Origin of the sequence: Cobetia sp. 14N.309.X.WAT.E.A4 (genome assembly GCF_030397495.1) — a bacterium.
In the GTDB taxonomy this organism is placed as follows: domain Bacteria; phylum Pseudomonadota; class Gammaproteobacteria; order Pseudomonadales; family Halomonadaceae; genus Cobetia; species Cobetia marina.
In genome coordinates this window covers 53064-65993 of sequence record NZ_JAPNXT010000002.1, presented here as the reverse complement: position 1 = coordinate 65993, position 12930 = coordinate 53064, and the positions used below count along the sequence as shown (strand labels likewise).

Annotated in this window: 11 protein-coding genes; 4 read left to right on the top strand and 7 right to left on the bottom strand. The window is 64.4% G+C overall.

The genetic code is table 11. The features are described 5' to 3' along the window. Positions 1 to 192 precede the first annotated feature (192 nt). Together OW493_RS03630 and OW493_RS03625 are read left to right on the top strand one after the other, a co-directional pair. Complete coding sequence (locus tag OW493_RS03630) at positions 193 to 672, top strand: Dps family protein (RefSeq protein WP_065392451.1); 480 nt, start codon at positions 193 to 195, stop codon at positions 670 to 672. A 305-nt stretch (positions 673 to 977) separates the two neighbouring features. After that, on the top strand, positions 978 to 2090 hold the full coding sequence (locus tag OW493_RS03625; RefSeq protein WP_077378652.1) for a phosphatase domain-containing protein: 1113 nt from the start codon (positions 978 to 980) through the stop codon (positions 2088 to 2090). 79 nt (positions 2091 to 2169) lie between these two features. Here the strand turns inward: OW493_RS03625 and OW493_RS03620 are convergent, their stop codons facing one another. The 5 genes from OW493_RS03620 to rmuC all read right to left on the bottom strand — a co-directional run bounded on the left by OW493_RS03620 (position 2170) and on the right by rmuC (position 6966). Next, a complete protein-coding gene (locus tag OW493_RS03620) occupies positions 2170 to 2643 on the bottom strand; it encodes a DoxX family protein (protein WP_077378649.1) in 474 nt (157 codons plus the stop codon). Between the two features lie 109 nt (positions 2644 to 2752). After that, positions 2753 to 3559, bottom strand: a complete 807-nt coding sequence (locus tag OW493_RS03615; RefSeq protein WP_289863319.1) for a DNA-binding domain-containing protein — start codon at positions 3557 to 3559, stop codon at positions 2753 to 2755. After that, positions 3556 to 4500 carry a DUF692 domain-containing protein gene (locus tag OW493_RS03610; RefSeq protein ID WP_077378643.1) on the bottom strand — a complete coding sequence of 315 codons (945 nt, stop codon included), beginning with the start codon at positions 4498 to 4500 and terminating at the stop codon, positions 3556 to 3558. The genes OW493_RS03615 and OW493_RS03610 overlap by 4 nt, the downstream gene beginning before the upstream one ends. Before the next feature lie 90 nt (positions 4501 to 4590). Next, positions 4591 to 4887: a DUF2282 domain-containing protein gene (locus OW493_RS03605; protein ID WP_084209440.1), complete on the bottom strand. Its 297-nt coding sequence runs from the start codon at positions 4885 to 4887 to the stop codon at positions 4591 to 4593. A gap of 306 nt (positions 4888 to 5193) precedes the next feature. Next, positions 5194 to 6966 carry a DNA recombination protein RmuC gene (gene rmuC / locus OW493_RS03600; protein ID WP_289863318.1) on the bottom strand — a complete coding sequence of 591 codons (1773 nt, stop codon included), beginning with the start codon at positions 6964 to 6966 and terminating at the stop codon, positions 5194 to 5196. 214 nt (positions 6967 to 7180) lie between these two features. Between rmuC and OW493_RS03595 the strand changes: the two genes are divergently transcribed. Further along, a complete protein-coding gene (locus tag OW493_RS03595) occupies positions 7181 to 7768 on the top strand; it encodes a type 1 glutamine amidotransferase domain-containing protein (RefSeq protein ID WP_289863317.1) in 588 nt (195 codons plus the stop codon). A gap of 278 nt (positions 7769 to 8046) precedes the next feature. Further along, complete coding sequence (locus OW493_RS03590; RefSeq protein WP_136939110.1) at positions 8047 to 8433, top strand: hypothetical protein; 387 nt, start codon at positions 8047 to 8049, stop codon at positions 8431 to 8433. A 130-nt stretch (positions 8434 to 8563) separates the two neighbouring features. Here OW493_RS03590 and OW493_RS03585 read toward each other — a convergent pair whose 3' ends face one another. Continuing rightward, positions 8564 to 10027 carry an aminoacyl-histidine dipeptidase gene (locus OW493_RS03585; RefSeq protein ID WP_289863316.1) on the bottom strand — a complete coding sequence of 488 codons (1464 nt, stop codon included), beginning with the start codon at positions 10025 to 10027 and terminating at the stop codon, positions 8564 to 8566. Positions 10028 to 10306: 279 nt separating this feature from the next. Next, complete coding sequence (locus tag OW493_RS03580; RefSeq protein WP_289863315.1) at positions 10307 to 12712, bottom strand: GNAT family N-acetyltransferase; 2406 nt, start codon at positions 12710 to 12712, stop codon at positions 10307 to 10309. Positions 12713 to 12930: the final 218 nt, after the last annotated feature.

The window sequence follows — 12930 nt, the reverse complement described above, 5'->3', positions numbered from 1 at the left end:
CTGCACGGCACCGTCACCCTCTACACTGGTGTCATCGACCCGGTTGCTCGGGCCTGGTGCCATGGGCTTGGCTTCATGAACCTGAGGCACTCGAAGGTAAGGGATATCGCCTGCTTGTCCTCAGTGCCCGCGCCCTGCCTCACCACGTATTCCAACCACATTTCACGTCGCCCATTCTCAAGGAGAGTCTTCATGTCCACCGATACCAATGCCATTGGCCTGCATACTTCCAGCGCAACCCAGCTGGCGGAGCACCTCAATGTGCTGCTGGCCAACTACCAGACCTTCTACATGAACGCGCGTGGCTATCACTGGAACGTGAAGGGCAACCAGTTCTTCGAGCTGCACGTGAAGTTCGAGGAAACCTACACCGACCTGCTGACCAAGGTCGACGAGATCGCCGAGCGCATCCTGACCCTGGGTCACGAGCCGATGCACGCCTACAGCGATTACGCTCGCGTGGCGACCATCAAGGAAGACACCCATGTCAGCGATGGCACCGCTTGCGTCAAGGGTCTGCTCACCGGCTACAAGTCCCTGATCGAGCTGCAGCGTGAAATCCTCTCCGTCGCCTCCGATGCCGACGATGAAGGGACTGCCTCGCTGGTCGGCGACTACATCCGCGAGCAGGAAAAGACGGTCTGGATGCTGTCCGCCTACCTGGGCGAGTGATTCTGACCAAGACACCATCGCGTGTCTGACACTGCCGCCAGCGTGATCGGCAGGCCGTGAACGCCGCCTTCTGTCCCGTGCTTGCGCGGTGTCCGGAAGGCGGCGTTTTCGTGGGTCGGACACCATTCGAGGGGCAGACTCGAGAAGAACTTGAGCTCGAGAAGGACTTGAGCCCGAGAAGAACTTGAGCTCGAGAAGCACTTGAGCAAGAGGCGCAGGACCATGCTCGGAAGCGCATCATCACGCGACACGCAGGGTGGCTGCCAATCAGGCAGGTTGATCAGGCGTCATACCAGGAGGGTTGCATGTCACTGCCGCTGACACGTCTGCTACGCAAGTTGCTGCATGTGGCTGCCAAGCCCATGCGCCATGCCCAGGGCAAGGATGGTTGCGTCATCCATGCCTATCGTGGCTATGGCTCACACAATGAAGCCTTTCTGATGGGCCGCATCTTCCAGCAGCCCGGCTCGCGCAGTCAGCTGGCGCCCGGGGCCGGGCGCGACCTGATGGATGTCGGCCGCCGTCTGCTGCGCTGGGGCAAGGGCGGCGTGGAGGTGGACGTCAGCCTTGGCGGCAACCAGACCACGGTCGTCACCGACCGCGATGGCTACTTCAGCGTCCACCTGCCTCTGCTGTCGCCCTTGGCAGATCAAGGCCAATGGCAGACGGCACGGATCACCGCCCGGCCGCCGAAGCAGGCCGCTGTCGAGGGCGAGGCCCAGGTCTACCTGCCACCGGCCAGTACCCGACTGGGCGTGATCAGCGATATCGACGACACCGTGATGTACACCGGTGTCGCCAACAAGCTCAAGATGCTCTATCGGCTGTTCATCGAATCCGCCGAGCGACGCACTGCCTTCCCGGGAGTCGCCGCGCTCTATCAGGCGCTCCACGAGGGCAGCGACGGTCAGCAGAGTCGCCCGCTGCTCTACGTCTCACGCGGCCCCTGGAGCATCTATGAGATGCTGGAGGTGTTCTTCCAGCACAACCGCATCCCGGTCGGCCCCATCCTGTTCCTGCGCGAATGGGGGCTGACGCTGCAGCGCCCCCTGCCCAAGCGCTCGGAAGACCACAAGCAGGCGCTGATCGAGAAGATGCTCGACCTGTATGACGAGATGCAGTTCCTGCTCATCGGAGACAGCGGTCAGCATGATCCGGAGGTCTATGCCGATGTCGTGCGCCGTTACCCGGGCCGCATCTGCGCCATCTACATTCGCCAGATCGGTGACTCCGAATCGCGCAAGGCAGAGCTGGCCACGCTGGGCGAGGAGCTCTCCGCACTGGGCTGCGACATGCTGTTGAGCACCGACAGCCTCGACATGGCGCATCATGCACACGCCAATGACTACATCGATGCCGCCAGTGTCGAGATGGTACGTGCCGAGATCGAGCATCAGCGCGCCGAAGAGCCTGTCTGACCCACGACGACACGCGATACGCACAACGCAAGACGGAGACCCTGAGGTCTCCGTCTTGCGTTGTGGCCAGCAGGCAAGATCAGGCGATACGTGAGCGAATCAGGTGATCCAGTGACAGACGCCCCGGGCCCTGCAGCACCAGTACCAGCAGACTGGACAGCCACAGACCGTGGGTTACCCAGGCTTCCGGGTAGACGAACAGCTGAATGGTCAATGTCATGCCGGCCAGACCCAGCGCGGCAAGGCGGGAGCCCAGGCCCAGCCACAGCATCAGCGGGAAGAGATGCTCGGCAATCGTGGCCAGATAGGCGGCCAGTACCGGCGGGACCAGCGGCAACGCGTATTCGTACTCGAACAGGAAGAAGGTGCTTTCCTTGAGCGCGAAGCCGTCGACCTTGGTCTGCGCTGACATGAAGAACACGGCGCCAATGACGATGCGCATCAGGATCAGCACGGCATCCATGCGCAGATTTTCCAGCCAGACGAACACGTTCAGGACTTGCCCCGCCACACCGGTACGGACCGCGGGCGTCGTGGATGACTCAAGGCTCATGATGAGGCCTCCTCAAGGATGCGCCAGTGCGCGAGAAAAAGGGGATGCGCCAGCTCGGCCCGGGTAGGTCGGCAGGAGACTGGCATGGACGAAAGATCATGGGGCAACACTAGTCCGGCGCGAGAAACACGCCACTTGCCAGCAGAGGGGCCAGCAGCTGCCCCAGGTCCTGCTCGGGATGGACATCCGCCAGCATGGCGGCCGCATCCGCGAGCGATTCACCCGCCAACAGCAGGTCGAGCAACCAGGCAGCCGCCTCTGACAGCACCGTCACCTGAACCTCCAGGACCGGACGGGTGATCAGCAGGTTCTCGGGCCGCGCGACATCCAGGCCTGCAAGGCTGGCTCCCTCATGCTGGTGGCGTTGCCAGACCTCGAAGATCGCATGCTCCAGGCGCAGCAGACCTGCCGCGGGATGAGGCAGGAAGGTCAATGCCATCACCGCCTCGGGTGACAGCTGCGCCAGCCTGGCCGGTGCCAGCACTTCAGCGTCGGCGCCGTGATAGGCCGTGAGACGCGCGGCCTCGAACCGCGCCAGATCCACCGCGTAGAACGGCAGCTGAGCGGCCGATGCCTGTCGATGCTCGACCAGCGTCGTCAGAGTCGTGTGCAAGGTCTCGGCAAGCCCCGCCCCGTACTCCATCATCAAGGGCGATTCCGGCAGGTGACGGCGTGAGTGATCATGCGCCAGCGCCGCGAAGAAGCGCTCGCCCACGACCTGACGCGTCACGGGATAGGCGTCCTGCAGCGCGGAGATCAGGCTGGCCCAGACATTGTTGCGATAGACGTCAAGACGCCCCTGATGTGCCGCCTCGATGCCCGGCAGATGACGGTCAGGCTGCTCAAGCGCCGTGATGAAGGCCCGCTGCCAGGCGAGAAGATCATGGTCAGTCATGGGGGCCGTTGGCGTGCTCATCGCGGACTCTCCACCTGAGGGCCAGAGGTCTGCGGAACCCGAGAGCCCTGCTGAACCAAGGCGCTCTGCAGAATCTGCTCGGCCCGAGCCGTCTGCCCCAGCAACACCTCCAGCGCCGGCACCTGGGTATCCCACTCGATCAGGGTCGGGCGCGGCCCGACTCGCTGGATGAAGTCGGCATACAGGGCCCATACCGCCTCGCAGACCGGCGCACCGTGATTGTCGATCAGCAGGCCTTCGCGCTCATCGACGACATGACCCGCCAGATGGATCTCGCCGACGGCCGCGGCCGGGATCGACTCAAGCCATGCCGCAGGATCGACACCGATGTTGTGCGCCGAGACGAAGACATTGTTGACGTCGATCAACAGTCCACAGCCGCTGCGCTCGACCAGTCGGGTCAGGAAATTCGTCTCGGGAATCAACTCCGCGCCCAGAGCCTGCGCATCAAAGCGCAGATAGTGTGCGGGATTCTCGATCAATACCTGGCGGCCCAGGCAGTCCTGCAGCCGCATCAGGTTATCGCTGACCCGTGCCAGCATCGCGTCGGTCAATGGCACCGGCAGCAGGTCGTTGTAGAAGTGGCCGCTATGGCCGGCCCAGGCCAGATGCTCTGACACACTGGTAGGCGGGTGACGCTCGCAGAGCGCTCGAAGGCGCGCCAGATGCGCGGCCTCCAGCGGACGATCCGATGCCAGCGACAGGCCGACACCATGGATCGACAGCGGATACTCCTGCAGCGCATCCAGCCGCGCATGGGGGGCTCCGCCTGCGCCCATGTAGTTCTCGGCATGAATCTCGAGGAACCCCAGCGCCGGCCGTGATGACATCAGCTCCCTGACATGCTGCGCCTTGAGGCTGATTCCCGTGGCCATGTCATCGAACGACGGCAAGGCCGTACCGAAATCCGGGCTGCGGGAGGTGGGGGATGACTCGTGCATGACGACCTCTCGATTCTGCGAGCGTCCGGCGGTGGGGTGAGACACCCGCCCACCGGACGTCAGGTTCGGGGGAGACCCGAGGCGTGATGCTTACTTGATCTCTTCCAGGCTGCCGGTGCCAGTGGGCGTTTCGATGGAGGTGCAGGTGCCTTCCGGGACCAGCTTCCAGGCATTGCCCTGATAATCGACGGTCGAAGTGCCGGCACAGGAGGTGCCCGGGCCTGCAGCGCAGTCATTCTCACCGGCCAGCGACACGCCATAGCACTTTTCCATGCCTGCGGCATGCGCCGGAATGGAGACCACGGCGGCAGACAGCGCTACGGCGGTACCGAGGGCGGAAGCCAGGGCGAAAGCGGTCTTGGCGGACTTGTTGGACTTGGTAGACATGGGCACATCTCCTGAGAAAACGCTCATTCATGAGCTGAAAGTTGTTCATTTGTCATTTTCGCCCCATTACCGCAGGCTCAAACCAACTTACGGGGAGGTCCGGAGAACGGATGCAGAAGATGTCGAATTTTTTGCATCACTCACGATATTTCCTTCCTCGCCGCGTCAGAACACGATAGTCCGAGCTTGCGTTGACCCTGCATCTCAAGAAAAACGGCCCTGCTAGAGGGCCGTCGAGAAAGAACAGGGAATACGAGAGATGGCATGCCACCGAGTGTCAGCCGGCAATGAGCGAGATGTGCCGGTTCACGGGGTGTCCCCTTGCCACTTGCGCTCCAGATGTTCCCAGCGCGATAGCGTGGCACCTTGAGCCTTGTCCGCCGTCGAGCCAGAGGCAGGCTCACTCTCACTCTCACTCTCACTCTCAGTCTCAGATTCAAGAGCAGCATCGGACTGCGATGTCGGGCCAGAGACCGGCCCCTGGTGATGCAGGGAGTCACGGGATTGACGCACCAGGGTCTCGGGCAACGGCTTCTTCATGCGCGCACCGAGCTCCAGCAGCTCCTCGGCACGGCTGATCAGGTTGCCGCGCCCGCTGGCCAGACGCTTCATGGCGGTATCGTGCGCCTCGCGGGTACGGCCCAGCTGGCTACCAAGCTCCTCGAGGGATTCGGCAAGTCCGCGGAACTTGTCGAGCAGCGCCCCGGCACGCTCACCGATCACGCGCGCATTGTCGTTCTGGCGCTCCAGACTCCACAGACTGGCCACGGTGCGCAGACTGGCCAGCAAGGTGGTCGGCGTCACCATCACCACGCCCTGGGTGAAGGCGTCCTGGAACAGGCTGTCGTCATGCTCGAAGGCCAGCGCGAAGGCGGGCTCCATCGGCAGGAACAGGAACACGAAATCCGGTGACCCCAGCCCCTCGATGGCAGGATAGTTGCGCCGCGCCAGTCCCGTGACGTGGCCGCGCACCGAGGTCAGATGCGCCCTCAGGGCTCGCGCCCGCGCCGTCTCATCCGCGGCATTGACGTAGTCGGTGTAGGCGCTCAACGAGACCTTGGCATCGATGATCAGATGCTTGTTGTCCGGCAGATAGACGATGGCATCCGGGCGCTGGCGCCCGCCTTCACCGCTGAAGGACACCTCACGCTTGAACTCGATCCCCTCTCGCAGGCCAGAGCGCTCGAGCACGGTCTCCAGAATCATCTCGCCCCAGTTGCCCTGCATCTTGCTGTCGCCCTTGAGCGCACGTGACAGATTGGCCGCTTCCTCGGTGATCTGGCGATTGAGTCCCGCCAGCTGGTCGAGCTGACTCTTGAGGCTGGTGCGTTCGCGTACCTCCTCGCCATGCAGCTGCTCGAGGCGCTGACGAAAGTCCCCGACCTGCTCGCGAAACGGCTTGAGCAACTGTTCGAGCTGGGCACCACTGGCGGCGGTGAAACGCTGCTGGCGCTCCTCGAACACCTTGCCTGCCAGCTGCTCGAATTCCTGACTCAGGCGTTCGCGGGAGTCGTTGAGCAGTGCCAGCTGCTCGGCGTGATGAGTGGCCTCCTGACGCTGACGCGTGACCAGCGAGGCATGCGTCTCGCGCAGCTCGGCGTAGCGCTCGGTCAATGTCTCGAGGCGCTCCTCACGCTCCAGCAGCTGGGCCTCCAGCACTTCCTGCTGGCGGGTCAGGCTGCGTGCCAGCGTCTGCTGTTCACTCAGCGCACGCGACTGTTCATCAAGCCGCCCCTGCAGCGATTCGCGCAGCGTGGCGAGCTGTTCCGTCAGCGCATCGCGCGCCTGGCGCGCCTCCTCCAGCGACTGGCTCAGATAGCGTTGCTGCTGCTCCGCCTGCTGCCCATCCAGTGCGGCACGCTGCTCGACCAGGGCCGCCCGCTGCTCGGCCTGTTGCTGTAGATCCCGCGCCTCTTCAAGCGTCTGCTGCAACGCCTGCCGGGTTTCGTCACTGCTCTCTTCGAGAGCGTGAAGCTGCTCGCGGGTTCGCCGCCAGCCCAACCCCAGGATCAACGACAGCATCAACAGCACGCCGACCAGCAACCACATCACGGCGGAAGATTCAGAAAGCAGAGGCATCGGGCACTCCATGGCCGGTGAAAACGCAGTGGGGTCACCCCCTTGAAAGTCAGTATCGCGCATCCATGTCTTGAGTGTCAGGGCACGAAAGGACGGGAATTCGCTGCATCAACGTGGGGCGCTCACCTCAGTGAGTAACGCATGCTGAGAGCAGAATTTTTCCCTTCTCTGCCCAACACGCTCGCAAGAGCCGAAGCACGGAAAGGAGATTTGCATGACACAGCAGACCGATCAGCAGACACGTCAACAACTGCAAGGTAAGCGCGTGGCCATTCTCGCGACCCATGGCTTCGAGGAATCCGAGCTCGCGGTGCCGCGCGCCGCACTGCAGGAGGCGGGCGTCGAGGTACACATCGTCTCGCCGGAGAAAGACGGCATTCGTGCCTGGGCCGAAACCGACTGGGGCGAGACCTACCAGGTCGACACCTCGCTCAGCGATGCCAGCGAACACGACTATCATGGCCTGGTGCTACCGGGCGGCCTGTTCAATCCCGATACCCTGCGCCAAGACGAGACCGCACTCAACTTCGTGCGCAGCTTCTTCCAGGCCCACAAGCCGGTGGCCGCCATCTGTCACGCGCCGTGGATCCTGATCAACGCCGGGGTGGTCGAAGGCCGCAAGATGACCTCCTTCCCCTCCGTCGCCCAGGACCTGCGAAACGCCGGTGCCGAGTGGCAGGACAGCGACGTCGTGTGTGACAGCGCGCTGGTCACCAGCCGCAAGCCGGATGACCTCGATGCCTTCAATGCCAAGCTGCTCGAGGAGCTCACCGAGGGCAAGCATCAGCATCAACACGCCTGATCTCGTCCCCGACGACAGCACCCGAAAACGCCCCTGCCCCCGCGGCAGGGGCGTTTTTTTGCGCTCTGCACCGCAGACTGACGCTCATCGAGGGAAAAGCATTTGCGAGCAAGCACTTACCTTGAGCGCCATAGAGCATGAAGGCCAGAAGATCACGACATGGACTCAGGGAGACGTCGACACATCAGAGAACGCTGTTCGTCAAAGTGTCCGCGACACGGTATCGTGTGAACAGGGATCAAGAAGGGTGACTATCCGACAACACGGGAGACCACCCCATGCACACCATCACAATGGCACCAGTCCTGCTGAGCCTGGGACTCATGCTGAGCCTCGCCATCCCCGGTGTCGTTGCCGCGGATGATCGTCATCGCTCACAGGGTCAGCAGCATCACGGCCGACAGACCATCGAGCGTCACAGCACGCCGCAAAGCCGCCATGAGGCGATCAAGCGCCGCCATCTGAGGATGTTCGACGAGCCGCGGGTGGAGCGCCATCACTCTCGCCACGACACACGTCACCGCATTCCCCAGCGCCGCTACTACCAACATGAGCGCTACGCGCCTCATCAGTATCGACAATACGATTCGCGCCGCCATGACCTGCGCCGCCGTCACGATGGCGTGAGCATCGGCTTCCCGGCGATACGCATCAATATCCACTGAGCTGACGCACTCTCGAAGTGCCCAGCCAGCGCCCCCGCAGGAAGCGCAACGAGAGCCTGATGCCCAGATACGACACCGCCCCCGCAGGCTACCTGCGGGGGCGGTGTCGTGGGGAGTCAATCGGCCCGGATCAGGCGTCGCGCGGCTCGGCAAGCGTCGTGATCAGTCCTTTGAGCACCTGCCAGAATTCCCCGACCGAGTCGACCTCGACGCGCTCGCTGGGTGAGTGCGCACCGCGAATCAAGGGGCCGAAGGAAATCATCTCGAGCTGGGGATACTTGGCCCCCAGGATGCCGCATTCCAGACCGGCATGGATGACCTTGATCTCCGGCGCGCGGCCGGTGACGCTCTCGTGCAGGCGGCAGAATCGCGCCAAAAGCTCCGCCTCAGGCTGCGGCTGCCAACCCGGGTAGGCATTCTCGGCCTGAGTGTGCGCCCCCAACAGGCCGAACAGCCCGCGGATGCGCTGCTCCATCATGGAGACCGCATCATCACGCAGCGAACGCACCAGGGCGCAGAGATGGAAACTCCCCTCACGCAGCTGGACCACGCCGAGATTATTGGAGGTTTCCACCACGCCTTCCACGGCTGCGCTCATGCGCTCCACGCCATAGGGCGCGGCATCCAGTACGGCGACAAGCCGCTGGGTATCCTCGACGGACAGGGCACTCTCGGCATTGCCGCGCGTCACGCTGAGGGTGACGTCCGGGTCCGTGTCACGCAGCTCATCGCGAATCTGCGCCTCGAATTCCGCCAGACGCTGGCGGGCTGCCGCGACACGCTCATCGAACAGCACCACGCCGACGGTCGCCTCGCGTGGCAGTGCATTGCGCAACGTACCGCCAGACCAGCTGACCAGACGCGGCGAGAATTCCGCCAGCGCCACCAGTGCCCGTGACATCAGGCGGTTGGCATTGCCGCGCCCACGATGGATGTCGAGCCCGGAATGTCCTCCGACCAGCCCGCCGATGGTGAGCTCAAGCTCCGCCTCGGCATCCTTCAGCGAGGACGTGGCGAATTCGTGCGCGACATTGATGTCCGCACCGCCAGCGCAACCGATATAGACCTGGCCACGGTCCTCCGAGTCCAGATTGAGCAGATAGCGCCCTTCCAGCCAGCCTTCGGCCAGATTCAATGCGCCGCCCATCGAGGTTTCTTCCTCGAGGGTGAACAACGCCTCCAGCGGACCATGCACCAGCATCTCGTCTTCCAGCACCGCCAGCGCCGCGGCGACGCCGAGGCCATTGTCGGCGCCCAGCGTCGTGCCGCGCGCCTTGAGCCAGCCATCCTCGAGATAGGTCTCGAGCGCATCACGGGTGAAGTCATGGCGGGAGTCGCTGGCCGCCTGGGCCACCATGTCGAGATGCCCCTGCAACACGATCCCCGGAGCGCTCTCATGGCCGGGGGTGGCCGCCTTGCGCAGACGCAGGTTGCCGAAATCGTCGCGGTCATGCGCGAGGCCGCGCGACTGCGCCCACTCAATCAGATGCTCAACCAGTGCCGCTTCATGCCCGGAAGGGCGCGGGATATTGCACAGGGTACGAAAATGACGCCAGACAATGGCGGGTTCCAACGTGTCGATATGCTCATTCATGGCGAAGTTTCCTGTTCTTGTCATCCCCGAGCATACGGAACCGTCCACGGCCATGGCTAGTGGTTGTCGGTGCCTGTCGATCAGTGACTGCGAATATGCAAGGATGAGATCTCTCGACACAGCCACGCTGTGCACTTCCAGCCCCTGACAACCGGAGCCCTCATGCCCCGCCGACTTCTGCTGTTATCCGTCCTTTCCGCCACTGCTGGCCTGCTGATGCTGAGCGGCTGCTCGCCGATTCCCGACATGCCGGGACCGATCGGCATCCCCGGCCTCTGATCAATGATCGCCGCCAGGCAGGGCACCGTGCGCCTCGACGAGACGCCCTGCCGCCGCACGACACCAGCGATCACGCGCCTTGCGCCCCACGATGCCCTGACGCTGGGCCCAGTCGATGAAGGCTGGTGCATCCTGGCCGGCCAGGGCCAGTGCGAGTCCGTGACGCGCGGCCTCATCCAGTCCGGATGAGCCGACGCACTGCTCATCCGGGGAGCCGTGGGCTTTCAGCGCGGCCTGCAGCCACGGCCGCACCAGGGCAAGACCTCCGCCACCGCGCCGATACCAGTCGAGTCGTTGCGGCCAGCCTTGAGCCGGTTGGCAGCCTTGAGCCAGTTGACCGCCCAGGGCGAGCCGCGATGCCAGCACGTCAGGCAGCCCGGCCAGCTCATGCGCCAGCAGGCTCGGCAGCAGATGCTGAAAGTCCTGATGCAGCGCCTCGAGCAAGGTATCTCCCGGCGAGGCCTCGCCTTCGTCATCGCATGACTCCCCCGTCGCCTTGCCCATCATCACCGCATGCTCGCCACTGGCCGCATCCCGCTTGAGCCCCATGCGCAGTGGCATGAAGCCCTGGGACAACCAGAAGGCCACCAGCCCCGCCTCGGCCCCGAAACTGGTGCCGAGACGAGTGACACCCGCCAGCCGTGCCTGCTGCTCCAGCGCATTGAGCAAGCGCGCCCCCTGCCCACGCCGCCACAGTGCGGGATGTATCGCGATGCGCAGAATCCGCCACCAGCGCGTCTCGGCGGCCGCCTGATGTCCGGCATGCGCCGCCAGAGACTGCGCCAGCAGATGCCCGCGCGGCCGCCGCTGACCTCGCCAGATATCCTCTGCCAGCGGTGCAGGAAACCCGCCCTCCTCGACAGCCGCCACGACGCCCAACCATGCCGGCTTGCCACTGACGGTCTCCTGATGGCGAATCGCCAGCAGCCTGAGCCCCGGGGTATCCAGCAGCTGCCGCAGGTCCGCCGGCGTGGTGCGGTAATGCGCCTGCACCAGCAGGCCGAACAGCGACTCCAGCATCGCTTCATCGCATGCCAGAGCGTCCCGATCCAGCACGACGACCTCACTGCCGGCCAGCCATTGCTCGGCATCGCTGCGATCCTCCATGACCGGCGCCAGCGTTGATGGCGGTGCCGAGAGCAACAACAGATCATCGGTCAGCGCCTCCAGCGGATCACCGGACGCCCAGCGGACAGGCGTGGTCATCTCAAGCGCCTGCCAGCCGGGGCATTGACGCTCGAGATGCTGGCGGAAACGCAGCTGGAACCCTCGCCCGGTACCTTCATAGCCATGGACGGTGGTGGCGAAGGCGATGCGCGGAAAATGCGCCAGAGACGCCTTGAGCAACGGGGTGGGGATGGCGGCTGCTTCATCGACGAACAAGCGCGGCAGTGGCCCCTCCGGGCAGGCAAGGCGGGCGGCGGCGATGGCGTCCGGCGCCAGGAAACGCAGCTCGCTCGCAACCTCCGCTCCATCAGCTGTCCGCCGGGCTTGCGCGGGGTGCACTGCCGGCACGCAAAGCCGAAAGGCATTGCCCTCGCGGCGTCCCCACGGCAGCAGCGCTGCCAGACGCGCGAAGACCGCGGCCACCGCCGCCGGCCGTGGCGCCGTCAGCCAGACACTTTCCCCCGCTGCCAGACAGCGTGCCGCGGCGATGCCCAGCGCGGCACTCTTGCCGCGGCCACGATCGGCACTGATCACCACCGGCTGGTTCGGGCGGAGCGCCGCCAGCGCGGCCACCACCTCGGCCTGATCTGACGTCAGGCAATCAGGGTCCGTGACCTCACCGACGCGGGTCGCTGCCTCCCCGGCGGGTGGCAGCGTCGGTAACGGTTCGCCCTGCGGCCAGTGCAGTACGCTGGCATCCGCCTGGAGACGCCGTGCCAGCCGCGCCAGATAGCGCGCCGCAAGCTGCTCACGCGCGAATGGCCAGTGCGCCAGACGCGCGTAGTCGCCATCCGGCGCTGGCGCTGGCTCGGCGTCGGCCCAGGCGGCAGGCGTCACCAGCACCAGCAGTCCTCCCGCCATCAGAGTGCCGGCCACGGCCCCGAAGGCATCGGGATCAAGACCACTCTGCGGATGTGCGGCATCGAAGACGACCAATGCCTGCTCGCCGCCCAGCTGAGTGGCAGCCTTGGCCATCGCCAGCGAGCGCACGTGTGTCCCGCCCGGCGTCGTGATCGCCTCCCCGGCCCCCAGCCACAGTGGAGCAGACTCACGCGCTGGCCACAGATCACAGATCGCCAGCGCAGCAGCGCAGGGATCACCGCTCGTGCCCTCTCCGCCGCTGATCCACAGACAGGCGCGCTGATGCCGCGCGAGCAGGCGCTCATGCAGTGTCCGGCACCAGGCATCGATGGCGGGAGGGTCCAATGGGGCGGGGTAACGTGAAGAAGTCGTCATCATGGCGCGCAGCATGCCGCATGGTGACGTGGCAGACCAGACATGGTGCTGGAATCCTCATGACGGGAGGCCAGGGGCCAGTCACGCCGGGCAGCCCTCTCTCTCAACGTCCTTTTATTTAAGTAATATCTCATATTTAAAAACACCCCGTTGCAAGATAGGCAACGCAGGCGGCGCAAGAATGAGAATGGTTATATTTATGCCTATCAGGATAATGAAGC